20 protein-coding genes and 1 pseudogene are annotated in these 24,676 nt (G+C 69.8%); 5 read left to right on the plus strand and 16 right to left on the minus strand.

Annotation, left to right across the window (positions count from 1 at the left end; genetic code table 11):
• The first annotated feature begins 61 nt into the window (after positions 1 to 61).
• On the plus strand, positions 62 to 1,204 hold the full coding sequence (gene dnaJ / locus HHL28_RS00440) for a molecular chaperone DnaJ (RefSeq protein ID WP_075770667.1): 1,143 nt from the start codon (positions 62 to 64) through the stop codon (positions 1,202 to 1,204).
• A gap of 400 nt (positions 1,205 to 1,604) precedes the next feature.
• Here the strand turns inward: dnaJ and HHL28_RS00445 are convergent, their stop codons facing one another.
• A complete protein-coding gene (locus HHL28_RS00445; RefSeq protein WP_075770668.1) occupies positions 1,605 to 2,675 on the minus strand; it encodes an efflux RND transporter periplasmic adaptor subunit in 1,071 nt (356 codons plus the stop codon).
• A 207-nt stretch (positions 2,676 to 2,882) separates the two neighbouring features.
• Here HHL28_RS00445 and HHL28_RS00450 point away from each other — a divergent pair, with 207 nt between their 5' ends.
• Positions 2,883 to 4,190 (plus strand): DUF445 domain-containing protein, encoded by a 1,308-nt coding sequence (locus HHL28_RS00450; RefSeq protein WP_075770669.1) that lies wholly within the window; start codon positions 2,883 to 2,885, stop codon positions 4,188 to 4,190.
• Between the two features lie 66 nt (positions 4,191 to 4,256).
• Here the strand turns inward: HHL28_RS00450 and HHL28_RS00455 are convergent, their stop codons facing one another.
• The 6 genes and pseudogenes from HHL28_RS00455 to HHL28_RS00475 form a co-directional block, all read right to left on the minus strand.
• Entirely contained in the window at positions 4,257 to 6,644 is a 2,388-nt protein-coding gene (locus tag HHL28_RS00455) for an efflux RND transporter permease subunit (RefSeq protein WP_169654496.1), read from the minus strand.
• An 87-nt stretch (positions 6,645 to 6,731) separates the two neighbouring features.
• Complete coding sequence (locus HHL28_RS18085; RefSeq protein WP_404326986.1) at positions 6,732 to 7,118, minus strand: WD40/YVTN/BNR-like repeat-containing protein; 387 nt, start codon at positions 7,116 to 7,118, stop codon at positions 6,732 to 6,734.
• 127 nt (positions 7,119 to 7,245) lie between these two features.
• Positions 7,246 to 7,683: pseudogene (locus tag HHL28_RS18090) on the minus strand (WD40/YVTN/BNR-like repeat-containing protein); the annotation flags it as partial.
• A 74-nt stretch (positions 7,684 to 7,757) separates the two neighbouring features.
• Positions 7,758 to 9,110, minus strand: coding sequence for a DUF1329 domain-containing protein (locus HHL28_RS00465; protein WP_169654497.1), 1,353 nt, complete (start codon positions 9,108 to 9,110; stop codon positions 7,758 to 7,760).
• Between the two features lie 50 nt (positions 9,111 to 9,160).
• Positions 9,161 to 11,302 (minus strand): DUF1302 domain-containing protein, encoded by a 2,142-nt coding sequence (locus tag HHL28_RS00470; RefSeq protein WP_075772889.1) that lies wholly within the window; start codon positions 11,300 to 11,302, stop codon positions 9,161 to 9,163.
• Positions 11,303 to 11,589: 287 nt separating this feature from the next.
• Positions 11,590 to 14,403 (minus strand): EAL domain-containing protein, encoded by a 2,814-nt coding sequence (locus HHL28_RS00475; RefSeq protein WP_404326163.1) that lies wholly within the window; start codon positions 14,401 to 14,403, stop codon positions 11,590 to 11,592.
• Between the two features lie 364 nt (positions 14,404 to 14,767).
• Between HHL28_RS00475 and HHL28_RS00480 the strand changes: the two genes are divergently transcribed.
• Both HHL28_RS00480 and HHL28_RS00485 read left to right on the plus strand, forming a co-directional pair.
• Positions 14,768 to 16,186, plus strand: coding sequence for a YcjX family GTP-binding protein (locus HHL28_RS00480; RefSeq protein WP_075772891.1), 1,419 nt, complete (start codon positions 14,768 to 14,770; stop codon positions 16,184 to 16,186).
• Positions 16,183 to 17,166, plus strand: coding sequence for a TIGR01620 family protein (locus HHL28_RS00485; protein ID WP_075772887.1), 984 nt, complete (start codon positions 16,183 to 16,185; stop codon positions 17,164 to 17,166). The genes HHL28_RS00480 and HHL28_RS00485 overlap by 4 nt, the downstream gene beginning before the upstream one ends.
• 91 nt (positions 17,167 to 17,257) lie before the next feature.
• Here HHL28_RS00485 and HHL28_RS00490 read toward each other — a convergent pair whose 3' ends face one another.
• Positions 17,258 to 18,043 carry an NRDE family protein gene (locus HHL28_RS00490; protein ID WP_075772886.1) on the minus strand — a complete coding sequence of 262 codons (786 nt, stop codon included), beginning with the start codon at positions 18,041 to 18,043 and terminating at the stop codon, positions 17,258 to 17,260.
• A 138-nt stretch (positions 18,044 to 18,181) separates the two neighbouring features.
• Between HHL28_RS00490 and HHL28_RS00495 the strand changes: the two genes are divergently transcribed.
• Positions 18,182 to 18,502: a DUF1476 domain-containing protein gene (locus HHL28_RS00495; protein WP_075772885.1), complete on the plus strand. Its 321-nt coding sequence runs from the start codon at positions 18,182 to 18,184 to the stop codon at positions 18,500 to 18,502.
• 118 nt (positions 18,503 to 18,620) lie between these two features.
• On the opposite strand, the gene HHL28_RS00500 is transcribed toward HHL28_RS00495, so the two are convergent.
• From HHL28_RS00500 to HHL28_RS00535, 8 genes are all read right to left on the minus strand, one after another.
• Positions 18,621 to 19,724 (minus strand): potassium channel family protein, encoded by a 1,104-nt coding sequence (locus tag HHL28_RS00500; RefSeq protein ID WP_169654498.1) that lies wholly within the window; start codon positions 19,722 to 19,724, stop codon positions 18,621 to 18,623.
• A 6-nt stretch (positions 19,725 to 19,730) separates the two neighbouring features.
• Positions 19,731 to 21,047, minus strand: a complete 1,317-nt coding sequence (locus HHL28_RS00505; protein WP_075772883.1) for a glutathionylspermidine synthase family protein — start codon at positions 21,045 to 21,047, stop codon at positions 19,731 to 19,733.
• A gap of 106 nt (positions 21,048 to 21,153) precedes the next feature.
• Positions 21,154 to 21,828, minus strand: coding sequence for a DUF1190 domain-containing protein (locus tag HHL28_RS00510; RefSeq protein WP_075772882.1), 675 nt, complete (start codon positions 21,826 to 21,828; stop codon positions 21,154 to 21,156).
• An 11-nt stretch (positions 21,829 to 21,839) separates the two neighbouring features.
• Positions 21,840 to 22,688, minus strand: a complete 849-nt coding sequence (locus HHL28_RS00515; protein WP_075772881.1) for a coiled-coil domain-containing protein — start codon at positions 22,686 to 22,688, stop codon at positions 21,840 to 21,842.
• Positions 22,689 to 22,756: 68 nt separating this feature from the next.
• The gene (locus HHL28_RS00520; RefSeq protein ID WP_075772880.1) at positions 22,757 to 23,161 is read right to left on the minus strand and encodes a DUF350 domain-containing protein; all 405 of its coding nucleotides are present in this window, start codon (positions 23,159 to 23,161) and stop codon (positions 22,757 to 22,759) included.
• Between the two features lie 189 nt (positions 23,162 to 23,350).
• Complete coding sequence (locus tag HHL28_RS00525; protein ID WP_075772879.1) at positions 23,351 to 23,854, minus strand: hypothetical protein; 504 nt, start codon at positions 23,852 to 23,854, stop codon at positions 23,351 to 23,353.
• Between the two features lie 169 nt (positions 23,855 to 24,023).
• The gene (locus HHL28_RS00530) at positions 24,024 to 24,281 is read right to left on the minus strand and encodes a Txe/YoeB family addiction module toxin (RefSeq protein WP_075772878.1); all 258 of its coding nucleotides are present in this window, start codon (positions 24,279 to 24,281) and stop codon (positions 24,024 to 24,026) included.
• A complete protein-coding gene (locus HHL28_RS00535; RefSeq protein ID WP_404326168.1) occupies positions 24,259 to 24,495 on the minus strand; it encodes a type II toxin-antitoxin system Phd/YefM family antitoxin in 237 nt (78 codons plus the stop codon). The genes HHL28_RS00530 and HHL28_RS00535 overlap by 23 nt, the downstream gene beginning before the upstream one ends.
• Positions 24,496 to 24,676: the final 181 nt, after the last annotated feature.

Consider the following 24,676-nt stretch of genomic DNA (forward strand, 5'->3'; position numbering starts at 1 on the left):
CGATATCAAGCCGCGCGCGGGCATCCTTGCCCGGGGCGCCGGCGGGGACAGCAAGACCGCCATGTCGAAGCGCGACTTTTACGAGGTGCTGGGCTGCCAGAAAGGGGCCGGCGCCGACGAGCTGAAGAAGGCCTACCGCAAGCTGGCCATGCAGTACCACCCTGACCGCAACCAGGGTGACAAGGCTGCCGAGCAGAAATTCAAGGAGATCAACGAGGCCTATGACGTCCTGAAGGACGAGCAGAAGCGGGCCGCCTATGACCGGTTCGGCCACGCCGCCTTCGAGGGCGGGCGCGGCGGGGCCGGTGCGGGGCCGGGTGCCGCTGGCTTCGACTTCGGGTCCGGCTTCGCCGACATCTTCGACGAGATGTTCGGGGAGTTCATGGGCCGCGGCGGGCGCGGCGGCCAGGCCAACACCAGGGGCGCTGACCTGCGCTACAACCTGGAGATCAGTCTGGAGGACGCCTTCAAGGGCGCCACCACCACGGTACGCGTGCCCACCAGCGTGCTGTGCGACAATTGCGGCGGGTCGGGCGCGGAGAAGGGCACCCAGCCCATCAACTGCCCCACCTGCAACGGCGCGGGCAAGGTGCGGGCCCAGCAGGGCTTCTTCACCATCGAGCGGACCTGCCCGGGTTGCGGCGGCGCCGGCCGGGTGATCAAGGACCCCTGCCGCAACTGCGGCGGCCAGGGCCGGGTGCGCAAGGAAAAGACGCTCCAGGTCAACATCCCCGCGGGCGTCGAGGACGGCACCCGCATCCGCTTGGCGGGGGAGGGGGAAGCGGGCCTCCGTGGCGGCAGCCCCGGGGACCTCTACATCTTCCTGGCCATCGCGCCGCACCGCTTCTTCCAGCGGGACGGGGCGAACCTGCAATGCCGGGTGCCGATCCCCATGACCACGGCGGCCCTGGGCGGCACCATCGAGGTGCCCACCATCGACGGCAGCCGGGCCAAGATCAACGTGCCCGCCGGCACCCAGACCGGCCACCAGTTCCGCCTGAAGGGCAAGGGCATGAGCGTCCTGCGCAGCCCCGCCCGCGGCGACCTGTACATCCAGGTGGTGGTGGAGACCCCCGTCAACCTGACCAAGAAGCAGCAGGACCTGCTGAAGGAGTTCGAGAAGGCCGGGGAGGACGGGCACCACCCGGAATCCGAGGGCTTCTTCGCCAAGGTCAAGGAACTGTGGGCGGACCTGAAGGACTGAAAGTCCCGGCGATAGGGGAGGCAAGGCCAGAAAGCTTTTTCTGGCCTTGCCTCCCGGTGCCCCGGTGCCGCTTCAGCGTCGATTATAAGTTCAAGCCGAACGTCCCCACTGCGTCCCCTCCCCCAGAGGGGGAGGGACAGGGAGAGGGGTTGGGCCCTCTCCGGAAAGGGGAACCTGCGGGCAGGCGCCTGCTATCCTGATCGCACCACCCCTCACCCTGTCCCTCTCCCCCTGGGAGAGGGGACGGAACGGGGCCGATCAGCCAAAAATCGGGCCGCAGGAAGGGTCATGCCAAGCCAAAATCACGCCCGCTCCCTTCTGAAAAAATGACGGCCGGAGGGTGGGATCTCCGGCCGCCCAGTCATCGTGAACGGTGGGAACGAGCAGGGCTTCGATCCGTTCACGACACCTTAGGGTCCGTGTCGACCGCCTGGCCTTCGCGCAGGCGCTCCGCCCCCCGGACCACGACTTTGTCGCCGGGCTTCACCTCGCCCAGCACCTCGACCCATTCGCCGACCGTGGTGCCGGCACGGACCGTCACCCGCTCGGCCTTGTTCTCCCCGCTGACGCGGAAGACCGACAGGCCCGTGCCGCGCATCACCAGCGCGTCCCGGTGCACGGCAACCACCTGCTGCGGGGCGGCCGACGGCAGCGACACCCGCACGGCGGCGCCCACGATCCAGCGCCCCTCCGGCAGGGCCACGCGCACCTCGAAGGTGCGGCTCTGGGCCTCACCGACGGGGATGATACGGCTTACACGGCCGGTGGCCTGCTGACCGTCGGCCTCCAGCGCCACGTCCATGCCCTCGCGCAGCTGGTTGGCCAGGGCGACGGGGGCCTGGGCACGCACCTCCACCTGGTCCACCGCCACCAGCCGGGCCACCTTGGCGCCGGGGGCCGAGTATTCGCCCACTTCCAGCATGCGGCTGGCCACCTGGCCGGCGAAGGGCGCGCGCACGGTGGCGCGCTCAATGTCCAGGGCCACCCGGTCCCGCTGGGCCCGCATGCGCACCAGGTCCTGGGCCAGCACCTCCCGCTTGCTCTGGGATTCCTCCAGCCGGCTGACGGGAGCGCTGTCGCGGGCGGCGAGCTGTTGTAGGCGGTTGGCCTCCTTGGTCTGGAACTCCAGTTGGGACAGCAGGCTCTTCACCTGGGCGTCCAGCTGCTGGACCTGGAGCTGCAGTTCCCGGTCATCCAGCCGGGCCAGCACGTCGCCGGCCTGTAGGCGGGTGCCCGCCTCCGCCACCCACAGCACCCGGCCCGCCACCTCGGCGGCCACGTCGGCATCCTGCTTGGAATGGATGGTGCCTGGCACGGCGATCTGGGGGGCCATCATCCGGTCCTCCACCGTCGCCGTGCGCACCTTGGCGGGCGGCTGGGCGGGCGGGCCGCCCTGCTGGGCCAGGGCCGGCAAGGGCAGCAGGGCAATGGCGGTGGCCAGGGCCGGCAGGGTCAGGCGGTGAAGGGCCATGGCGGCGGTCCTCCTGGGGCCCGGTGGGGAAACGGGCGCGGGGCGGTGGTGTCGGGGTGCGGGGCAGCGTGGCCCCTTCGTCATGCTGCCCTGTTTACGGGAAAGCCGGTAACGCGGGGGTTTCCGTGTGTAACCGCACGGTAAATCCCTTCCGGCACCGCTACCGGACCCCACATGCTAGAAAAAGAGCAGCAACCGGATCGCCCGATGCCCGACACACAGACCGACCTTCGCGCCCTGACCACGCCGTCGCCCCTGCCCCCCGCGGGCCCTGACTTCCCGGACGAGGCCGCGGAGGTGGCGGACCTGCGCCGGCACAAGCTGATGGCCGGCGGCTGCCTGGCCCTGGCCGCCCTGGGCTGGGGGGCCAGCCATACGGGTGTCCTGCCGCCCGGGGCCGCGGCACCGCTGAGGGCGGTGGCAGAGGCGGGGATGGTGGGCGGGCTGGCGGACTGGTTCGCGGTGACGGCCCTGTTCCGCCGGCCCCTGGGCCTGCCCATCCCCCACACGGCGCTGGTGCCGCGTAACCGCGACCGCATCGCCGACGGCATCGCCGCCTATATCGACCGGGAATTCCTGGCGCCCACCATGCTGGTGGAGCAGCTCCGCCGCATGGACCTGGCGGCCCGCCTGTCCGGCCTGCTGGCGGGGGAGACGTCGCGCGACCGGGTGGCGGACCTGGTGGTGGGCATGCTGCCCGCCCTGCTGCGGGAGGAGCGGGAGGCCGCCATCCGCGGCACCCTGACCCGCGCCCTGCGCCGCGGACTGGCCGGGGTCGACCTGCGCTTCGCCATCGCCCGGGTGCTGCGGGCGGTGGTGGAGAGCGAGGCGCTGGAGGGGCTGATCGGGGAGCTGACCGAACGCGCCATGCTGATGGTAGAGGACCGGCGTGCCTGGTTGCAGGACGCCGTGGCCGAACGGTCGCGCTGGTGGATCCCCAAGGCGGTGGACAGGCGGGTGGCCGGCAACATGGCGGACGCCGCCATCGGCCATCTGTTCGACCTGCGCAGCCCCCACAGCGAGGTGGGCCGCGACCTGCGCCGCTGGCTGGCCGAGCTGCCCGATGAGATCGAGCAGGGCAGCCCCCTGGGCGAGAAGCTGACCAGCATCGTCAACGCCGCCCTGTCCGAGTCCAGCTTCGCCCAGCTTGTCGGCAATGCCGTGGGCACCCTGCGGGAGATGGCGCTGGAAGACCTGGCCAAGCCGGACGGCCGCATCCGGGAAGTGGTGGCCGCGGCCCTCGGCTCCCTGGCGGAACAGTTGGACGACGCGGACCTGCGCGCCCGCATCAACAGCAGCATCGAGGAAGCCTTCGTCGCCGCCATCCCCCGCTGGCGGCAGAACATCCAGGCCTTCGTCTCCGGCACCCTGCGCGCCCAGGACGTGGAGGACTTCACCCGCCGGCTGGAGCTGCGGGTGGGCCGCGACCTGCAATATATCCGCATCAACGGCACCCTGCTGGGCGCGGTGATCGGCGGGGTGCTCTATGTGCTGAACCAGGCACTGGGTGGGTGAGCCGGCGGCTTGGCCACTGGCCCTAGGGTGAGGAAAAGTCCCCTCCCCCATGGGGGAGGGGCATTCTTAATGCGCCGCGAAGGTGCGCTTTGAGGCCCTGCGCACCTCTGCCTCGTACAGCTTGGGGAACATCTTGTATAGCAGGGCGGCGACGGCGGGCAGCAGGACCACGGCGCCGATCATGTTGGCCAGGAAGATGAAGGTCAGCAGGGCGCCCATGTCCGCCTGGAACTTCAGGTCGGAGAACATCCAGGTTGCCGTCGCCACCGCCAGGGTGATGCCGGTGAACAGGACGGAGCTGCCCGTTTCCTGCAAGGTCCGATAATAGGCCTGGGCGAAGTTCAGCCCGTGCTTCAGGTAGGCCTGCAACCGGTTGAAGATGTACAGGCCGTAGTCGACGCCGATGCCGACGCCCAGCGCCGCCGCCGGCAGGGTGCTGATCTTCAGCCCGATCCCCAGCTTGGTCATCAGCGCGTTGCACAGGATGGACACCACGATCAGCGGCAACACCGTCGCCAGGCTGCCCACGATGGAACGGAAGGTGATGACGCAGAAGACGATGACGGTGACATAGACCAGCAGCAGCATGGGCTTCTCGGCGGAGGTCACCGCCTCGTTCGTCGCCGCCATCACGCCCACATTGCCGGTCGCCAGGCGGAAGCGCACCGTTTCCGACGGGTTCGCCGCCACATAGGTCTCCACCGCCTTGACGATGCGGGCGATGGTCTCCGCCTTGTGGTCGGTGGTGAACATCAGGATCGGCATGACGGAGCAGTCAGCATTGAGCAGGCCCGTCGAGGTCTCGATGGGCGTCACGGCGCGGACCAGCACCTGGCTGTCCCGGGGCAGGACGCGCCAGTTCATGTTGCCCTCGTTCCAGCCGGTGTTCACCGTGCGCATGGCCGTGGCCATGGACAGGGCGGATTGCACGCCTTCCACGTTGGTCATGGCCCAGGTGAAGTCGTCCACCTGCTGGATCACGGAATGGTCGATGCAGCCGTTGGCCGGCGTCTCCGCGATCACCTGGATCACGTCGACGCCGATGGCGAAGCGGTCCACGATCAGGTTGGCGTCCTGGTTGTAGCGGCTGTCGGGCCACAGCTCCGGCACGCCGGCCTCCGTGTCGCCCACGGTCATGCCCTTCTGCACCTGCCAGGACCAGCCCAGCACGGCCAGCCCGATGACCACCATGGCGATGGCGCCCTTGGGCCGGGCAAACACCGCCAGCCATTCCCACACCCTGTCGAACCGGCCCACCTGGCCTTCCACCTTGCGGCGGTAGTTGTCCCCCAGGGGCAGGTAGCTCAGCACCACGGGCAGCACCCACAAATGGGTGATGATGATGACCAGCATGCCGACAGAGGCGGATACCGCCAGCTCCTGGATCATCTGGATCTGGATGATGGCGATGGTGACGAAGGCCAGGGCGTCGGTCACCAGGGCGGAGGCCCCGGGGACCAGCAGACGTTCGAAGCTGATGCGGGCGGCGGTGAAGGCGTCGGCACCCTTGCCCATTTCCTGGCTGATGGTGCCCACGTTCTGCACGCCATGGCTGATGGCGATGGCGAACACCAGGAACGGCACCAGGATCGACAGCGGGTCGATGCCATAGCCCAGGATCACCAGCAACCCGAACTGCCAGATGACGGTGCAGAGGGAGATGCCGAGCATGGCGAAGGTCATCAGCCAGGACTTGCCGTAGCCATAGACCAGCACCGCCGTGATGACGAAGGCGATGGCGAAGAACATCACCACGCTCTTGGCCCCGTCGGCGATATCGCCCATGGCCTTGGCGAAGCCGATGACATGGACCTTGATCTGCGGCTTGCCCGGCTCCGCAGCCTTGTCCTCGAAGCGGGCGCGGATGTCCTCCAGCCGCTTGGCCACGTCCAGGTAATCCAGCTTCTTGCCGGTGCGGGGGTCGCGCTCGATCAACTGGGCACTGACCAGGGCGGCGGTGAAGTCCTCCGCCACCAGACGGCCCACCTGGCCGGACTTCAGCACGTTCTCGCGGACGATGGGCAGCCACTTCTCATCGGGTTGGAACTCCGCCGGGATCACGTTGCCGCCGGCGAAGCCGTCCTCCACGATGTCGATGAAGCGGACGTTGGGCGTGAACAGGCTGGTGACGCTGGCCCGGTCCACGCCGGGCACGAAGAACACCTCATCCGTCACCTGCTTCAGCCGGGTCATGAATTCCGGCGTGTAGATGTCGCCCTTGTCCACGGACAGGGCCACCAACACCCGGTTGGCGCCGCCGAACTGGTCCTTGTACTGGGTGAAGGTCTGCATATAGGGGTGGGTCAGGGGCAGGGTCTTCTCGAACCCTGCGTCCACCCGCAGCTTGGACCCCTGCCAAGCCATGAAGGCGGTGATCAGGCCGAAGACGGCCAGGACCAGCACCCGGTTGCGGAAGGTCCAGCTCTCAAGCCTCTGTAGGAAATTCTGCGGCATGGGGTCCGTGCTCATTCCGGGGCCGGATCGGCCCGTCTCTGTCGGGCGCGCCGCCAGCGGCGCGGTTCATTCCGAATATGAAAGCGATCAGGGCTTGGGCCCCGGCCCGGGCAGGGCCCCGGCCTCGCCCAGCAGCACCAGGCCGCCGCCGGTGGCCACCGCGTCGGCCAGGGCCACGCGGTCGGGCCGCCGCTCCAGCGTGAAGGTGGCGCCGCCGTCGGCGCTCTCCAGCACCGTGCCCTGCGCGCCCACCAGCACCACCCGGCCATTGCCCAGGGCGGCACCGCCCATCAGCCCGGCCGTGGTGCCCGTCTCCACCCTCGACCAGCTCTGCCCGCCGTCGGTGCTGCGCCAGGCGTTGCCCTGCAGGCCGTAGACCAGCAGGTCCCGCGGCCCCAGCGCCAGCGCGTCGAAGAAGCTGCCCTCGTACGGGCTCTCCAGCGGCTCCAGCTCCTGCCGGCGTCGGCGCTCCACAGCAGGGTGCCCGCCTCCCCGCGACCAGCCGGGTGTCGGGGCTGGGGGCCACGATGGCGTTGTAGTGGAAGTCGTCCTCGGAGACCTTGCGCGGCGCCCAGGTCGCGCCGCCGTCGGCCGTCTCCAGGAACAGGCCGTAGGCGCCCACGGCCACGCCGTTCCGCGCGTCCGTGAACAGCACGTCCATCAGCGGCTGCTGGGCGGCCGGGTCGGCGTGCTGCAACGCCCAGGTCTCGCCGCCGTCGGCGGTGTGCAGGATCACCGCGTCGTGGCCCACGGCCCAGCCTTGGCGCGCGTCCACGAAGCTGACGCCGGTCAGCGCGGCGTTCACCGGCACCGGCACCTGCCGCCAGGACCTGCCCTGGTCGTCGCTCAGCAGCACGTGCCCCCGCTCCCCCACCGCCACCAGCCGGTCGCCGGCCCTGGCGCCCGCCAGCAGCAGCGACTTCGCCGCCAGCGGCGCGATCACCGCCGGCTTCAGCGGGGCCGTGCCCTTCGGCACCTCAACGGCAAGGACCGGGGCCGCCATCAGGGACAAGGCGGTGGCGAGCAGGGGCAGGCGCATGATCGTCCGGATGTCTTTTCGGGATAGGGCAGATAAGGAAAGGGCCGGCCGGTTTCCCGGCCGGCCCTGGGGGGTCAGCGGACGCCCGCCCGCCGTAGGCTGTCTGGCGAGAATTCCGCCGTCGACAGGTTGGCGTCGAACTTGTACGGGGGTTCCTGGTTGTCGAAGCCGATGGCCGTGTAGCGGCCCGACTGCAGGTCGTACAGGGTGTCCAGCGTGGTGTAGTAGGTGGGCACGGCGTAGTAGGAGATGCCGTGGCTCTCCGCCACGCGCCACATCTGGCCGCGGCCGTCATAATGGTCGGCCACCAGGATCTGCCAGCTGTCCTCGTCGATGTAGAAGCGGCGCTTGGCATAGACGTGGCTGGTGCCCTGCTTCAGGGTCGCCTCCACCACCCACACGCGGTGCAGCTCATACCGGGCCAGATCCTGGTTGATGTGGCGCGGCTTGATGATCTGGTTGTAGGTGGCTTCCTTGCTGTGCAGCTTGTAGGAGTTGTACGGCACGTACATCTCCTGCCGGCCCAGCAGTTTCCAGTCGTAGCGGTCCGGCGCGCCGGAGAACATGTCGAAGTTGTCGTTGGTGCGCAGGCCGTCGGACGCCGTGCCGGGGTTGTCATAACCCACGTTCGGCGCGCGGCGGACGCGGCGCTGGCCGGGGTTGTAGGTCCAGGCGCTGCGCGGCTCCGCCACCTGGTTGATGGTCTCGTGCACCAGCAGGATCTCACCCGCCAGGCGCGCCGGCTCCACCACCTCCTGCAGGAAGAACAGCGAGGTGTTGCCCGTGGTGCCGCCCGGGGCCTGGTAGAGATACTTAACCTTCTCTTCCAGCATGATCATGGTGAAGCTGCCGTCCACCTGCGGGTTGGCCTGGCCGACCCGGCGGGTGGTGTCCAGCCCGCGATAGCGCAGCAGGTGGTTCCAGACGGCCTGCACGCCTTCCGTCGGGATGGGGAAGGGCACGCCCTCCTTCGCCCCCTCCACGCCGTTGCCGCCAGCGGCCAGCTTGGCACGGGTGGCGTTGGCGATGGTCTCGTCATAGATGCGCTGCGGGTACCCGGCGCTGCGGCGCGTCGGGTAGACGGGCATCTTGTAGGTGTCGGGATACTGCTTGATCAGGGCCTTCAGGCCTTCCGGCAGCTTGTCCGCGTACTTGTCGACGTTCTTGGCGTCGATGGTGAACAGCGGCTTGTCGGCGGCGAAAGGATCGGTCTCCAACTGGCCGGGCTGCCAGCCGGCGGGCGGCTTGGTGATGCCGCCGGTCCATTCGGGGATGGTGCCGTCGGCGTTGCCGGCCTTGATGGCCCCCATGGGGGTCAGGGTCTTGCCGAGGTCGGCCGCGGTCTGGGCGAGAGAGGGGGCGGCCAGGGGAATGGCCGCCGCCATGGCGAGGGCGCCGCCGAACAGGGCGGCCTTCAAGCGGAACATGGGCGTCCTCCGGGACAGGTCTGGTCGTTGTCTCTTGGTCTTGGGCCGCATCAGAACGAGTACTTGATGCTGGCCGACACGAAGTCACGGTCGGCGATCAGGTTCCGCTTCCCGGCCCCGAAGAAGGTCGAGTAGCTGAGGTCCGCCGTCCAGTTGTCGTAGATGACCCCGCGCAGGCCAAAGCTCAATGCCTTGCGGTCTTCCACGAAGTTGCCCAGCGGGCTGGGCGTGGTGCCCTGCACGTCATGCTGCCAGCTGATGGACGGGAACAGGTTCACGCCGGAGAAGGCATTCAGGTAGTCGAAGCGCAACGCGACGCGGTAACCCCAGGAGAACTCGGTCCCGAAGCCCTTCTCGCTGATCAGGCCCGCCGGGGCGCCGCCCTGGCCGGCGATGGTCGGGATGTAGGTCAGGTCGGTGCCCGGGCCGTCCAGCTTGTAGTCCTCGGGCATGTCGTGGACCCAGGTGAAGCCCGCCTCGCCCACGAACACCCACTGGTTCGCGCCGACCATGGGGCCGAAGGCCTTGGTGGCGGTGAACTGGAACTGGGAGACGTTGAAGTCCTCGTAGCCCTTCACCGTGGTGCCCAGCAGGCGGGCGGTGCTGCCCAGCGGGTCGGCCTGGGTGATGCCCAGCCGGCGGACCAGCGCGTACTCGTCATACAGGTTGACGTTGTTGCGGGCGGCGTTCAGGCCGGCCGCAGCCGCCTGGGAAGCAGCCTGGGCGTCGGCCTGGGCGGCTGTCAGGACACCGGCGGTGACCAGCGGCTGCAGGGCGGCGCGGATCTGGGGCTGGGCCTGGCCCACTGTCAGGGCGTTGACCAGCTGCGTGCCCAGGATGGCGCTGGCGACGGTCTGCGCCACCTCGGTGTCGTCCAGGGCCAGCGGCTGGTCCTTGCGGAACGAATACTCCGCACCCAGGGAGATGCCGCCGGGCAGCGAGGTGTTCACGCTGGCGCCGAACAGCTTGATGTCCTCGGGATAGGTCAGGCTGAAGCGGGTACCGTCATTGACCGCCCGGAAGGTGGGGCTGGTCTGGGAGTTGAAGAAGGCCGCCAATGCCGCGGGGGCGGTGGGGTCGCCGGCGGTCAGGCGTCCGCCCAGGGTGGCGGCGGTGGCCGCGGCACCCAGCCCGGCCTGGAACTCGGCGGCCGTGGCCACCTCGATCTGGGTCAGCGGCAGGCGGGAATGGTAGTTGATGAAGTAGCCCGCCACCTCGGTGTCGTTCAGGTTGGGCAGGAACAGGCGGGCGGCGAAGCCGTACTGGCCCTGGTCGCGCGCCTCGTCATCCCGGTCGCGCAGGATGCGCGCGCCCAGCGGGTTCAGCGGGGTGACCTGGGCCACGTCCAGGCTGTCGGTGAAGCCGGGGATGTCGATGTTCGGGTTGCCGAAGCTCAGCAGCAGGCCGCGGCCGCCGGGGGAGCCGGCGTCGGTGGTGCTGAAGAAGGAGCCGTACGCCTCGGGCTCGGTCTCCTTCCACTTGAACTGGTAGAAGCCCTCCAGGGTGAAGTCGTCGGTGATGCCCAGGCTGACATTGGCGATCGGCACCGGCAGGAAGGCTTCCTTCAGCTCGGAGCCGGGGATGCGCAGGGCCGACACGTTGATCGGGTTGATGGTGTTGATGCCGTTGGGGATGAAGGTGCTCTCACCCCAGCTCAGCACTTGGTTGCCCAGGCGGATGTCCAGCGGGCGGCCGCCCAGGTCGAAGTTGCCGAACACCAGGGCGTCCAGCAGCTGGAAGTCCTTGCCGGTGCGGTCGATGGTGGTGCCGGGCAGCGGCCGGCGGCCGGTCCGGGCCCAGTCGCTGCTGTCCTTCTTGGCGTTGACCACGTCGTAGAAGTAGGTGGCGCGGACGAAGGCCCCCAGGTTGGCGTAGTTCAGCTTCAGCTCGTGCGTGGCGCGGCCGGCCAGGGACACAAGGCCCTTGTCGTAGTTCAGGTTGCCGTCGTCGCCGTTGAACGAATAGAAGGTGCCGCCGTTCGTCAGGCCGATCAGGTCCTTGTCCTGGTCCTGCACGCGGAACAGGGCGCCCACCGTCAGGGTGGTGTCGAAGCTGCCGGACAGCTCACCCCGGTTGAACGAGACCGCCTGGGCGTCGCCCACGGCCAGGGTCGTTGCCAAGATGGCCGCCGCGCTTGCCCCACCGAGCATGCGGCGGTCCAGTCGCACCCGCGGCGCGTTCTTCCGAGCCATAGCGTTCCTCCCCGCTCCATATTCTTCTACCCCGGATGGCCTAGGGCGCCCCTGAGCGGCGCTCCCCCTTCCGGGCATGATTGCTAAGTCTTGACCAGTAATGGCCGCTATGTGGCTGCGTCAAGGCTTCTATGCAGTCGGACCCAAACATCTGTTCGAATTGTCGGCCCTTTGGCAAAAAGGCCACGGTTTCCCTAGACGTAACAACGGGTTACGTTTGCACTGCGAAACAGGCGGGGGAATTTGGTTGCGCAGCACACCGGGGACTCGGGGCGGCTTGCCCCGCGTCAGGACGCCACGGCCAGGGCCGCGCGGCGCAGGAACCGGGCCTCCAGCTCCGCCGCGGGCAGGGGGCGGCTGAAGTAGTAGCCCTGCAACTCGTCGCAGCGGTGGTGGCGCAGGAACTCCAGCTGTTCCGCCGTCTCGATGCCCTCCGCCACCACCTTCAGGCCCAGTTGCCGGCCCATGGCGATGATGGTGGCGGCGATGGCCGCGGTGTCGGCGTTGGTGGTGGCCTCCGCCACGAAGGAGCGGTCCACCTTCAGGGTGGTGATGGGCAGGCGCCGCAGGTAGGACAGGCTGGAATAGCCGGTGCCGAAATCGTCGATGGCGATGCGGATGCCCGCGCCCCGCACCTCGTTCAGCGTGTCGGCGATGTAGGCCAGGTTGGACATCATCGCCGTCTCGGTGATCTCCAGCTCCAGCAGCTCGGGGGAGACGCCCGACTCGGCGCAGAGCTGGACCACCCGCTCCCCGAACTTGGGGTTGGTGATCTGCCGGACGGAGACGTTGACCGCCACCGGCAGCGGGGCGAAGCCCTTGGCCTCCCACTCCCGGATCTGGGCCAGGGCGGTGCGCATCACCCATTCCCCGATCTGCACGATCATGCCCGTCTCTTCCGCCACGGGGATGAACCTGGCGGGGGAGACCAGGCCGATTTCCGGATGCTGCCAGCGGATCAGGGCCTCCACGCCCACCGGCTGCATGGTCTCCAGGTCGATCTTCGGCTGGTAGTGCAGGAAGAACTGGTTCTGCTCCAGCCCGTCGCGCAGCGAGTGCTCCAGCGACAGGCGGGCCACCGCCGCCTCATTCATTTCCGGCGTGAAGAAGCGGTAGCCGTTGCCGCCGGCCGCCTTGGCGTTGTGCATGGCCGTGTCGGCGTCGCGCACCAGGGCGTTGATGTCACCGGCATCGCCTGGGAACAGGCTGATGCCGATGGAGGTGGTGATGAACAGTTGCTGGCCGTCCACCACGAAGGGGCTGGACAGGCCCACCAGGATCGTTTCCGCGATGCGGGCGGCCATCTGCGGGTCGGGCAGGTCCTCCGCCACGATCAGGAACTCGTCCGCGCCCAGGCGGCCCACCGTGTCCGCGGCGCGCACGCTGCTGGTCAGGCGCTGGGCCATGGCGCGCAGCAGCTTGTCGCCGGCCTGGTGGCCCAAACTGTCGTTGACCAGCTTGAACCGGTCCAGGTCCAGCAGCAGCACGGCCACGCAGGTGCCCTTGCGCTCCGCATGGGCGATGGCGTGGTGCAGGCGATCCTGCACCAGGGTGCGGTTGGGCAGGCCGGTCAGCGGGTCGTGGGTGCTGACATACATCAGCTGTTCCTCGAACCGCTTGCGGTCGGAGACGTCGGTCATGGTGCCGGTGAAGCGCAGGGGCCGCCCACCGTCGTCGCGCAGGGCCTGCCCGCGCGCCTCGATCCAGACCCAAGCCCCGTCCCGCTGGCGCAGGCGGTACAGCGCCAGATAGTCGCCGGGGTCGCCCGCCAGGTAGCGGTCCATCTGGGCCAGGACGTTGTCCTTGTCGTCCGGGTGCAGCAGCGCGGCGAAAAGCTGGTCCGCATTGCCGGCGTCGGCCGCGTCGTAGCCCAGCATCTCCACGAACTCGGGGCTCCACCAATGGGTGCCCTTGGCCAGGTTGTTGTCGAACACGCCGGACCGGGTGGCGCGCACGGCCAGCTTCAGCCGCTCCTCGCTTTCCCGCAGGGCCTGTTCCGCCCGCTTGCGCTGGGTGATGTCCTGCACCACGCAGATAGCAGTGCGGCGGTCGCCCAGGCGCATCTGGCTGACGCCGAAGGCCATGGCGAAGACATCACCGGTGCGGCGGCGGCCCTGGATTTCCGCCCGGCTGTCCCGGCGGCGGTCGTCGTCGGCCCGGCGCAGGCAGGCCATCAGGGCCATGGCCACCCGGGTCCAGTCCCGCTCCTCGATCAGGGTGACGAAGGGCTGGCCCGTCGCCTCCCCCGGACCATAGCCGAACAGGTCCAGGGCGGCCGTGTTCATGGTCTCGATCCGCAGGTCCTCGTCCAGCGTGATGATGCCGTCGGCCACGTTGTCCATGATGCCGGACAGGCGCGTCTCACGCTCCCGCAGGGCCCCCTCGACCCGCTGGCGTTCCACCAGCGACCGGTCGAACTCCTGCAACAGCCCGTTGGTGGCCTTCGCCAGCAGCCCCAGCTCATCGTCCGCGTGCTTGGAAGGCACGGCCAGCAGCCGGTCGGCGGGCTTGGCGGCGTCCACCTCGGCGATGGCGCCGGCCATGCGCAGGAAGGGCTTGGTGATGCTGACATAGAACATCACCACCAGGATCAGGGCCAGGGCCACGGTCCAGATCACGCCGGTGCCCAACACCACGCCCGACCGGCGGAAGAATTCCTGCGCGATCAGGAACCGGTCGATGCTGACCCGCATCTCCCCGACATTCTGGTTGTGCCGCTCGATGATCAGGGGGATGGAGAAGGTCTTCTCCTGGGGCAGCAGCGTCTCCGCCAGCCACTTCAGGTTCCCTTCCGCCTGCGGGCGTTCCTTCGCGGCAAGCTGGTTGCCGAAATCCTCGAAGATCACCGCCTTGTAGACGGGCCGGTACTCGAACAGGCCGGTCAGCACCCGCTCCGCCAGGGCCTGGTCGAAGGCATAGGCCGCCTCGGCCGCCGGTTCCTGCAGGGTGGAGAGCACCTGCTGGACGAGCTGGTCGGTCTTCCGCTCCATGTCCAGCAGGTCGATGGTGATCTGCGCCGTGCTCAGCACGAAGCCCAGCACCAGGGTCAACAGGGCCGTGTTGCGGGCCTGCTTGTAGGACAGGCGCTTGCGCAAGGGCACCCGGACGGCGGCCGGATGGCTGTCCTGGGGACCTGGAGGATCCCCCCCGGGGCCCCGGGAAGGCTGGATCGACGCGCTCATGCCCACCTGTGCCGTTGCATGCCGTCCCGGCCCGTGCGCCCCGCCCGGTGGCGGGGTGGGTCACCGGCCAAACGGCACCACCGCTGCATCCCAAGCCAGCTTAGACTGCCACTACCAAATTGGATATGACAATCGCGTTGGCAGGGCCGGGCCGGAAATTCCTTGCCGCTGCCCGGCTTTATGCTTAGCGCAGGGATGACGGGCCGGCGAAGGACAATCGCCGCGCCTGTGCGTTTGGCAGAGGGGTACGGCGGTCGAAAGGGGCAGGCGGGTGGCGAACGGCATGTTTGGGGGCGGCCTGGACGGGGGCCTCGGGGGTATCCTGCCCCGGGCCGTGGACGGCCTGTCCCAGCTCGCGGCCCGGCTGGCGGGCGGCACCCTGCGGGTGGGGGTCACGGGCCTGCGCCGCTCCGGCAAGACCGTGTTCCTGACGGCCCTGCTGCACAATCTGCTGAATGCCGGGCGGTTGCCCTTCCTGGAGGTGATGGCCCAGGGCCGTTTCCTGGCGTCGCGCCTGCAACCCCAGCCGGACGCGGCGGTGCCCCGCTTCGACTATGAACGGCACCTGGCCGACCTGATGGGCGACCCGCCCCGCTGGCCGGAGGCGACCCGGGCGATCAGCGAGATCCGCCTGGCCCTGCGCTTCCGTACCCAGGGCTTGATCAAGTACCGGCTGGCCGGGGACAGCACCCTGACCCTGGACCTGGTGGACTATCCCGGCGAATGGCTGCTGGACCTGCCCATGCTGGGCCAGGACTTCGCCACCTGGTCGGCCCAGACCCTGGACCTTGCCACGCGGGAGCCGCGGGCCGCCCTGGCCCGGGACTGGAAGGCGGCCCTGTCCGGGGTGGACCCGGATGCCAAGGCGGATGAGACGCTGGCCCGTCATCTGGCCAAGCTCTACACCGACTACCTCCAGGCCTGCCGGTCCGGGCCGATTGGCCTCAGCCTGCTGCAACCCGGCCGTTTCCTGGAGCCGGGGGAGATGGAAGGTGCGCCGGTGCTGACCTTCTGCCCCCTGCCGCCGCCGAAGTCCGACTGGACCGGGTCCCTGCACGGGCTGATGGCGGACCGCTTCGAGGCCTACAAGGACAAGGTGGTGCGCCGGTTCTACCGGGAGCATTTCGCCCGGCTGGACCGGCAGGTGGTGCTGGTGGACGTGCTGTCCGCCCTGAACGCCGGGGCGCCGGGGCTGGACGATCTGTCCCGCTCCCTCACCGCCACGCTGGAAAGCTTCCGCCACGGGCAGGCCGGCTGGTTGTCCTGGCTGGGCGGGGCGCGCATCGACCGGGTGCTGTTCGCCGCCACCAAGGCGGACCATGTGGCCGCCGACCAGCACGGCAACCTGGTCAGCCTGCTGGAAAGCTTCCTGGCCGACCCGCTGGCCGGCATCCGCTTCACCGGGGCGGAGGTGCGCAGCCTGGCCCTGGCCTCCGTCAAGGCCACGGACACGGTCCTGGCGGACTGGAAGGGGCGGCAGCTCGCCTGCGTCCAGGGCACGCCGCTCGGCCGGGACGCGCCTGCGGTGATCTTCCCGGGGGAGGTGCCCGGCAGCCACCTCGACCTGGGACCCAGCGGGGAAGGGCGGTTCCGCTTCACCGATTTCCGGCCGCCCCCGGGCCTGGGCCGGGACGGGCGGGGCCTGCCCAACATCCGCCTGGACCAAGTGCTGCAGTTCCTGATCGGGGACCGGCTGGCATGAGCGACACCCGCAGCAAGAACTGGGTCCCCCCGCTGGAATTCGATCCGTCACAGGCGGTGCCCGCCCCGGCCGACCCCGCCGACCGCCCGCTGGAGGGGGAGGTGCTGCCGCCCCTGCCGCCGAAGCGGGGCAGGGGGGCCGCGCGGGTGCTGGTCTTCTCCCTGGCGGCCCTGTTCGTGGCGGCGGTGGGGTTCGACACGGTGGACCTTGTCCGCCGGGCGCTGGAATGGTCGCCCTGGCTGGGCGGCGCCCTGGCGGGCCTGGCCGGGCTGGCGGCGGGCAGCCTCGCCTGGGTGGCGGGGCGGGAATGGCGCACCTTCGCCAAGCTGCGCAAGGTGGATGGGCTGCGGGCGGAATCAGCGGCCCTGCGCGCCGCCGGCGGCCATGGCGGCGCGCAGGGGATCGCCAAGTCCGTGCGGGCGCTCTATGCGGGCCGGCCGGAGTTGGGCCAGGCCCTGGCCACCCTGGACCGCAGCGTCACCGACGCCCATGACGACCGGGAGGTGCTGGCCCTGACGGAGCGCGCCCTGCTGGACCCGCTGGACCGCGCCGCCTACCGCCTTGTCCTGCGCGCCTCCCGCGACGTGGCGGTGGGCACGGCGCTGAGCCCCGCCGCCCTGCTGGACGCCGCCCTGGTGCTGTGGCGCAACGCGAAGCTGGTGCGGGAAATCGCCTCCCTCTATGCCGCCCGGCCGGGGCTGTTCGGCTCCGCCCGGCTGCTGCGGCGGATGGCGGAGAATATCGGCGTGGCCGGCATCGCCGAATCGGGCGACAGCCTGATCGCGGAAGCCCTGGGCGCCGGGGCGGTGGGGGCCATCTCCGGCCGGTTGGGGCAGGGGGTGATCAACGGCCTGCTGACGGCGCGCATCGGCCTGACCGCCATGCACCTCTGCCGCCCCCTGCCCTTCGCGGAGGAGCGCAAGCCCCGCTTGGGGGAGATCAGGAAGGAGTTGCTGCGGCTGCCGAAGGACGTGCTTTGACGTGTCGTAGGTCGGGCTGGAGCGGAGCGGAAGCCCGACAGCAAGACTCAGCATCCATGTCATGTCGGGGTTCGCTGGCGCTCACCCCGACCTACGCTTCCTGCATCCCCGCATCCAGATCCACGTCCCGGTACGCCACCTTGTCCGGCCGGCCGGCCGCGAATCGGAAGACGGGCGGTACCTCCGGCCGGTCCATGGCGGGCAGGGCGACCAGGGTGCTGCTGCTGGTCTCGAACCCTATGTCGGTGACCACGCACATGGCCCCGCGCGGGCCGACCTCGGCGGGGGTCCAGATGCGGCTGGCCAGCAGCTCCTCCCACGCCTTCCAATCGCCCTTGTCCGGGTCGGGGGCGGCGGCGTTGGCGAACAGGGGGCGGTAGAAGCGCTGGCGGGGGCTGCCGGCCTCATCGTTCAGGTCGTGGGCGGTGACCATGGACAGGCCCACGGGGATGGGCTCCACCCTTATGCGGCCGCGGGGCGACTCGCCGCGGTGGGTGATGAAGAAGGCGTCGCGGTTGTCCGCCACCACCAGGTTGAAGGGCCGGTAGGCGTCCGGGTTCAGGTGGGCCAGCGCCTGGGCGGCGTCGGCGGCGTCGGCGTGGTCCAGCGCCTCCAGCACCAGCTCCCCGCGGGACCGCTTGCCGGCCTGGGGGCCCAGCGTGTTTTCCCGGTTCAGCACCACGGCCACGACGCCGGTATCGTTCAGGCCCAGCCAGGTGCCGCCGGCCAGCACGTCCAGCCCGCCCAGCACCTCCGGCCGCTCGGGCCAGTGGCGGGCGGGGGGCTTCCAGGGGCGGCCCACCATCTCGTCCCGGTTGCCGGCCAGGACCAGCGGCCAGGGGTGCCCCGGCCGGCGAAGGATCACGACGCTACACATGTGCGCTCCAAAGTCGCCCCTGTCTTCCTAGCGCAACCGATGTCGGCATGCGATGCTTTCAGCCATGGCAGGGGCCAAGGTGTCAGGTTATAAGGCGCCCCCGAAGCCCTTGACCGACCAGAAGACCGAGGAACGCCCATGACCACGTTCGATGAACGCGAACAGGCCTTCGAGAACAAGTTCAAGCACGACCAGGAGCTGCTGTTCCGCATCCATGTGCGGCGCGCCAAGCTGGTCGGCCTGTGGGCCGCCGCGCAGCTCGGGCTGGCGGGTGCCGAGGCCGATGCCTATGCCGCCCAGATCGTGGACGTGGACTTCAACGAGCCGGCCCACAAGGACATCGCCCGCCGCATCTTCACCGACCTCCAGGCCAAGGGCGTGGCGGTCACCGAGCACCGGGTGGAGAAGGAGATGGAGACCCAGTTGGAAGAGGCCCGCCGCCAGGTGATGGCGGCCTGACCCCGGGCCGTTTCCCCGCCGTCCCGGCCCCCGCCCACAAGCGACGCCGGATCGGGACGGCTGGCCCCTCTCCCGCGACTTTCGAATTCGAAAGTCCTGATTGCGGGGGCGACGCGGCTTACCCCACCAGGGCGGCCACCTTCTCCCGCACCGTTTCCTCCTGCACGTCGTGGACGATGACGTAGAGGCCCGCGATCTCCACCTCCCGCGTGCCGGGTGGGTTGGTGGAGACGCGGCCATTGGGGTCGCGATAGGCGATGGGGGTGCCCACGTCGCCCACCACCAGCCGGGCCACCACATCGCCCCAGCGGGCGCGGCAGGGCTTGGGCAACGGCACCAGCAGGCACTCGTCCCCCTCCGCCGTGAACAGGTTCTCGATCACCGCCTCGGCGCCCGGCGCGAACAGGGCGCGGGTCAGCGCCTCCGGGAAGCCGCGCATGGGCCGCAGCAGGCTGGTGGCCCCGGCCCGGGCCAGCCGGAGGCGGTTGGCGTCATCCACGCATTCCGCGACGATGGGGCCCTTGTAGCCCGCCTCCCGCAGCCGGTCGATCAGGTCGAAGCTGACGGCGTCGCTGGCCGCGTCCGTCTCGCTGCCGGCCAGCACGATGACGCCACGGGCGCCCACCGCGTCGCATTCCGCCAGCTCGCCCATGTTGCCGCCCCGCCCGTGGCGGTGGACCACGCCCAGGTCGCGCAAGGGGCTGGGCAGGCCCGCCTTGTAGGCGGCGGTCAGCAGTTGGATGGGCGTCTCCTCCCAGCCGCGGGCATGGCGCACCTGCCGGGCCAGCCGGCAGAAGAACTCCTCGGCGTCGCGGTCGGGGGTGCCGATGATCAGCAGATGGTCCGTCAAGTCCCACCTCCAGGTGCCGCGGGCCTTCCGCTCGGCGCGGTCGGCCTTGGCGTCCAGCCAGTTGTTGATGGCAACCGCCACCACGAAGATGGCGCCCACATACATCAGCGCCATGGTGGCGAGCCGCCCCTCCGGCGTCTTCGCCGACAGGTCGCCATAGCCCACGGTGACGACGGTGGTGGCGGTCAGCCAGATGCCCTCCACCAGGGTCATGCCTTCCAGCACCATCATCGCCGCCACGTGCAGGGCGAAGATGGCCGCCAGGTAGGCGGGCAGGACCCAGGGCCGCCGCCGCGGCCCCCACAGGCCGCGCAAGGCCCGCCGCTTCTGGCGGCGGTGCAGGTTCAGCAGGCCGTAGAGCCGGTTCGCCATGAAAGCCTATTCGAACCGGTGCGGCACGAAGCGGGAGGTGTTCTTGGTGATCTCGGTGGAATCCTCCCGGATGCCGATGCCCCGGCACTCATCCCCCACCATCCAGGCGCCCACCACGGCATGGTGGGTGCGGGTCACCCCCTTGGCGTCCGGACCGGTGGCGGAGACGACGGGCGTCCAGGCCTGGTAGACATACCCTTCCTCGCCATAGGGCCCGGCCGTCTCCAGCGCGGGCCGGCCCTGGATGGTCCCACCCTCGCCCAGCATGGCCACGCTGATGTTGGCCCCCTCCCGCCCCAGCAGGGGCTTGGCGACGACCTTGGCGCCGGGGGCGAAGGCCCGGCGGTCGAAATGCGCCTCCGCCAGGTAGGGGTGGTGCGGGTACATCTCCCACAGCACGGCCAGCAGGCCCTTGTTGGACAGCAGCATCTTCCACACGGGCTCGATGACCCGGATGCGGTTGCCCTGGACGGTCTTCAGCAGGTTGGCGCCGAACGGGTCGGTGACCAGCCACTCCCAGGGGGTCAGCTTGAACAGGCTGGTGATCTCCTGCTCCTCCAGGTCGCTGAACCAGCCCGGCTTGGCCACGGCGCCCGGGGGCCAGCCGCCGCCCGTCTCCTCCGTCCAGCCGATGTCGGCCAGGGCGATGGCCTTGGTGGCCAGGCCCGCCTCCGTGGCCGTGTCCTGGATGTAGCGCAGGGTGCCCTCATCCTCCGCGTGGGGCATGGCGCAGGTCAGGTGCAGACGGCCCTGCTTGTCGCCCCAGCCCCGCCGCGACGGGTCGTCCGCCAGGGTGCGGTCGGCCTGGAGCAGGCGCTTCCAGCGCTCCACCAGCCCTTCATGGATGCTGTTGAACTGGTCACCGTCGGGGAAGACGTCCTCCAGCCAGGCCCATTGGGCGACGGAGGCCTCATACAGGCCGGTGGGGGTGTCGGCGTTGTATTCCAGCAGCTTGGGCATGCCGTCGCCATGCCCGGGCCCGCCATAGGCCAGGTCGAACCGGCCGTACAGGCTGAACTGGGACGGGTCGTCCCGCTTCTCCCACGACTGCTCGATCACCCGCGCCACGTCCGGGTGGATGCCCAGCAGGGGGTACAGCCGCTCCGACACGATGCGCTGGCAGGCGGACAGGCACATCTTGTGCAGCTCGACGCAGGCGTCGTCGAGCTGGTCCACCTCCGCCTCGGTCAGCAGCCAATGGGCGCTCTCGTCCCAATAGACGCCGCTGGGGTCCTCCTCCGTGGGGATGGTGTGGAAGTCGAAGCCCAGCGCCTCCATCTTGGCGCGCCAGTCGGGACGGGGGCGGGTGCTGATGCGCTGCATGGGACAGGTTCCTGGAACGGGTCAGGGCGCGACCGGCCACTTGTCTTGATGGGATCGCGAAAGCCAAGCCGCGGATGCGGCGCCGGCGCCTGGGGAACTCGGACAACTAACTGCCGCCGCCGCCGAACCGGCTGGACGTGGAGCCGAAGCCGCCGCGGCTGGTGGTGGTGCTGGGGCGGCCCACCTGGCCGCTGCGGTTGACCGGGGTGGTCACGGTGGTGGGGGCGCGCTGGTTGATGAAGGCGTCGCGCCCGCCGGGGATGCGGGACACCTGGGAGGACCCGCTGCGCACGAAGCCTTCCCGGTCCACATAGATGGGCCGGGCCAGGTAGGACCGGCCGCCATAGTTGACGTAGCCGCCGCCATAACCGTAGCCCGGGTTGGGTTGCAGGGCCCGGGCCAGCATGAAGCCCATCAGGGCGGGGATGAAGACGTTGCTGACCGTGCCGTTGGCCTGGGCCATGGGGGCGACGGTGCAGGCGCCCTGGCCCAGCGCCGCCTCGCAGGCTTGCAGGTTGTCGAACTTGGGCGCCGTCTGCATGTGCAGTTGGCGCGACTGCTCGAAGGCCTGATTGCATTCCTCCTGGCTGAACTCGGCCACGCAGGCGGCCACGTTCGGGAAGATGCGGGCCTCCTGCTCCGGCGCGTCGTCGCCGCAGGCGGTGACGGCCAGGGCCGTGGCCCCCAGCAGCAGGGTGGAGACATAGCGGGACCGGCGGCGGCGCCGGCCCCCTTCCTGGACGTCCGGCGCGGGCACCGGCCTTGTCATGTCGTCGGGCATGGACGGTCCCCTCAGCCCTGCTTGTTCGGCCAGGGCAGGTTCGGGTTGGGGGCGGGCAGGGCGGCCGCGTCGGTGGCCTTGTTGGTCAGGCGGGCCAGCCGGTCCTGCAGGCCGATGGCGGGGGTGCCGCCGCCGGAGCCCACGGCCTTCAGCGCCGCCTCGATGTTGGCGTCGCCCATGTGGTCCTTGGTCCGGTTGGACATGTCGGTCAGGGCCTGGGCCTTCATGCGGGCGGCCTCGGCGTTGATCTTGGCCTGCTCGGCCCGGCGGGTCATGGCGTCCACCGCCACGTTCAGCTTGGACGTGGTGCCCTGGCGCAGGCCGGCCACCTCGGCAGCCTTGTTCGCCCGCTCCCGCTCCCGCTCCTCCTGGATCTTGGCGCGCTGCATGTCACGCTCGGCCTTGGACAGGGCGGACTTGGCCTCCGTCAGGGCCTTGGCCTTCTCACGGTAGGCGGCTTCCGCCTCCGCCACCAGCGCCTCGGCCTCGTCGGCCTCCCGCTCCTCCACCGCCACCTCTTCCTGCAGGCTCTCAAGCTGGGTCAGCAGGTTGGACAGGCTGGTCTCCAGGCTGGCCTTCTGGGCCGGGTCGGTCTGGGCGTCCAGCTGGCGGCTCATGTGCTCCGCCGCGGCCAGCCGGCGCTCATAGTTCTGGCGGGCCTCGATGGCCTCCTTGCGCTCCCGCTGGAAGTCGGCCCGCAGGCGGGTCAGCAACTGGCCCGCCTTGTCCAAATCGGCCTCCATCACCCGCAACTGGGCGACGGACGCGCTCTTCGGGTCCAGCTCCACCAGGGCATCGACCACCTGCTGGCCCACCCGTTCGCCCTTGACGCCCAGCAGCGTGCGGAAGAACTGCATCATGATCAGGGATCTCCTCGACAGATCGGCGCGGCCCGCGACCGACGGGGCCGGCAAGCCTCATATGGGGATCAGGTGGACAGGCTGCCCGCGTTCAGGATGCCCATGGCGACGGAAAACGCACCCAGCGTGATGCCGTACCCCAACCGGTCCTCCTCGATGCCCTGGCGGAAGCCGGGCAGCTTGAAGGATACCAGCACGAAGACCAGCACCTGGCAGACCAGGGCGACCCCGCCCCACAGGGCCAGGTCCATCACCGCATAGGTCCCGCGGGCCACGCTGTTCAGGGCGATGGCCATGCCGATCACCGTGCCGCCCAGGCTGACCGCCGCGGCGGCGTTGCCCTGGCGGATCAAGGTGATTTCCCGGTACGGGGTGATCATCACATAGATGGCCGTGGCCACCGCGATCAGCACGACGCTGGTCAGCAGGAAGGTCACGTAGAGCGGCAGTGTGTCGAATGTGGTGGCGAGCATCGTTGCGGCGGCCTCGTCCCGGTTCGTTGGGGGCGGGCTGGCACGCGCCGGGTGTGCGCGCGACAAACCGTCCCGTGGCGCGCACAGACTATCCGGAAGTGGGACGCTTGCAAGGGGATCGCGTGGCGGTTGCCCGCTCAGGCCACGGACAACCCGGAAGGGGGAGGGTAGGCCTACCGAAAAACCACCTCAGTCCCGGCCGGCGGCCACCTGGGTGGGGGTGTCCAGCCGCAGGGTGGCGGTGCCGGCCACGCTGGCGGCGCGCAAATCGGGGGTCTGTTGGGCGAAGCGGCGGGAAACGGCGTCCGACAGGTCGATGACGCGCATCCGGCAGGCCCCCAGTGCCTGGGCCAAACGGGGGTCGTCCTTGCCCGCCAGCATCACCAGGGCGGCGCTGTCACCGGCGCAGACGGACCGGGCCGCGGCCTCGAACCCGTCCTGCCGCCAGCCCTGCCGGTCCTGTCCGTTCCAGCCATGGGCATCGGCCAGCCGGCCCAGCACCTCCCTGGCCTGGCCATCCTCCGCCACCACCACCATGGGCCGCCCGGCCAGCCGGGCCAGGTTGCCGTGGAAGGCACCGTCCTGCGCCAGGATGACGAGGTAACGCCCCTCCGCCGCGGGCTCGGCCAGGGCCGGGGCGGCGGACAGGGTCAGCAGGGCGGACAGGGCGGACAGGATGCGGCGGGGGGACATGGGACGGGACCTGCCTGGGATGTCGGGGCTCGGCGTCGCGGGAAGCGGGGGACCGGCCTGACAATGGCGGTTATAAGGCGTCACCCGTGACAACCCTGTGGCCGCCGTCACACGCCACCGGGCGCCGGACGCGGGCGTGGCATTCAACGGGCGCATGGGCATCGGTCCGTTACAGGTAATGCCAGCGGCAGGCCGCGATCTCCAGCACCTGGTCCGGCGGTTTGCCCACCACCCGGTACTCCGCGGTGATGCGCCGCGACCACCAGCCCTTCAGGTAGCCGGTCAGCGGCTCGGGCTTGCCCAACCCGGTGAAGGGGGGACGCATGCATTCCCGGATCAGGCTGTTGATCCTGGCCAGCACTGCACTGTCCTGGTCCTGCCAGTTCAGGTACTGGCCCCAGGACTCACTGCTGAAGGCGAGGCGCATTGTCGCCCGGCCCGTCTTCCGGGTCGATCAGGTCATGTTCGATCCCGCCGCCCGCCTCGAACTCCGCGATTGAAGCAAGCAGGCGCCGGGCGTTGGCGGGGGAACTCAACAGGTGCAGGGTTTCCTGGATGCTGGCCCATTCGCCCTCGGCCAGCACCACCACGGGCTCGTCGTTCTGGCGCGTCACCACCAGCGGGGCACGGCTGCCCTTCACCTGGTCCAGGTAGGTGGCCAGGTTCTGCCGGAACTCCGTGGCGCTGACATGGTGGGGGGCGTCGGGCGCGGGCTACGTGCGGGCATGGCCGGTCTCCTCTGTACGGGAACATGTACAGAATATGATCGGAAGGAGCAAGGAACGGGCCCTTGCCGTCCACCCCAGAAGCCAAAAGGCCCGC

The organism is Aerophototrophica crusticola, from assembly GCF_012913305.1.
In the GTDB taxonomy this organism is placed as follows: domain Bacteria; phylum Pseudomonadota; class Alphaproteobacteria; order Azospirillales; family Azospirillaceae; genus Niveispirillum; species Niveispirillum crusticola.

Coding starts and splice junctions, on each gene's coding strand:
- HHL28_RS00445 (WP_075770668.1), bottom strand. CDS start 2,675: ATGGCCCTTCACCGCCTGACCCTGCCGGCCCTGGCCACCGCCATTGCC.
- HHL28_RS00495 (WP_075772885.1), top strand. CDS start 18,182: ATGACCACGTTCGATGAACGCGAACAGGCCTTCGAGAACAAGTTCAAG.
- HHL28_RS00455 (WP_169654496.1), bottom strand. CDS start 6,644: ATGCCGCAGAATTTCCTACAGAGGCTTGAGAGCTGGACCTTCCGCAAC.
- HHL28_RS00470 (WP_075772889.1), bottom strand. CDS start 11,302: ATGGCTCGGAAGAACGCGCCGCGGGTGCGACTGGACCGCCGCATGCTC.
- HHL28_RS00485 (WP_075772887.1), top strand. CDS start 16,183: ATGAGCGACACCCGCAGCAAGAACTGGGTCCCCCCGCTGGAATTCGAT.
- HHL28_RS00505 (WP_075772883.1), bottom strand. CDS start 21,047: ATGCAGCGCATCAGCACCCGCCCCCGTCCCGACTGGCGCGCCAAGATG.
- HHL28_RS00515 (WP_075772881.1), bottom strand. CDS start 22,688: ATGATGCAGTTCTTCCGCACGCTGCTGGGCGTCAAGGGCGAACGGGTG.
- dnaJ (WP_075770667.1), top strand. CDS start 62: ATGTCGAAGCGCGACTTTTACGAGGTGCTGGGCTGCCAGAAAGGGGCC.
- HHL28_RS00525 (WP_075772879.1), bottom strand. CDS start 23,854: ATGTCCCCCCGCCGCATCCTGTCCGCCCTGTCCGCCCTGCTGACCCTG.
- HHL28_RS00465 (WP_169654497.1), bottom strand. CDS start 9,110: ATGTTCCGCTTGAAGGCCGCCCTGTTCGGCGGCGCCCTCGCCATGGCG.
- HHL28_RS00490 (WP_075772886.1), bottom strand. CDS start 18,043: ATGTGTAGCGTCGTGATCCTTCGCCGGCCGGGGCACCCCTGGCCGCTG.
- HHL28_RS00480 (WP_075772891.1), top strand. CDS start 14,768: ATGTTTGGGGGCGGCCTGGACGGGGGCCTCGGGGGTATCCTGCCCCGG.
- HHL28_RS00520 (WP_075772880.1), bottom strand. CDS start 23,161: ATGCTCGCCACCACATTCGACACACTGCCGCTCTACGTGACCTTCCTG.
- HHL28_RS00450 (WP_075770669.1), top strand. CDS start 2,883: ATGCCCGACACACAGACCGACCTTCGCGCCCTGACCACGCCGTCGCCC.
- HHL28_RS00510 (WP_075772882.1), bottom strand. CDS start 21,828: ATGCCCGACGACATGACAAGGCCGGTGCCCGCGCCGGACGTCCAGGAA.
- HHL28_RS00500 (WP_169654498.1), bottom strand. CDS start 19,724: ATGGCGAACCGGCTCTACGGCCTGCTGAACCTGCACCGCCGCCAGAAG.
- HHL28_RS00530 (WP_075772878.1), bottom strand. CDS start 24,281: ATGCGCCTCGCCTTCAGCAGTGAGTCCTGGGGCCAGTACCTGAACTGG.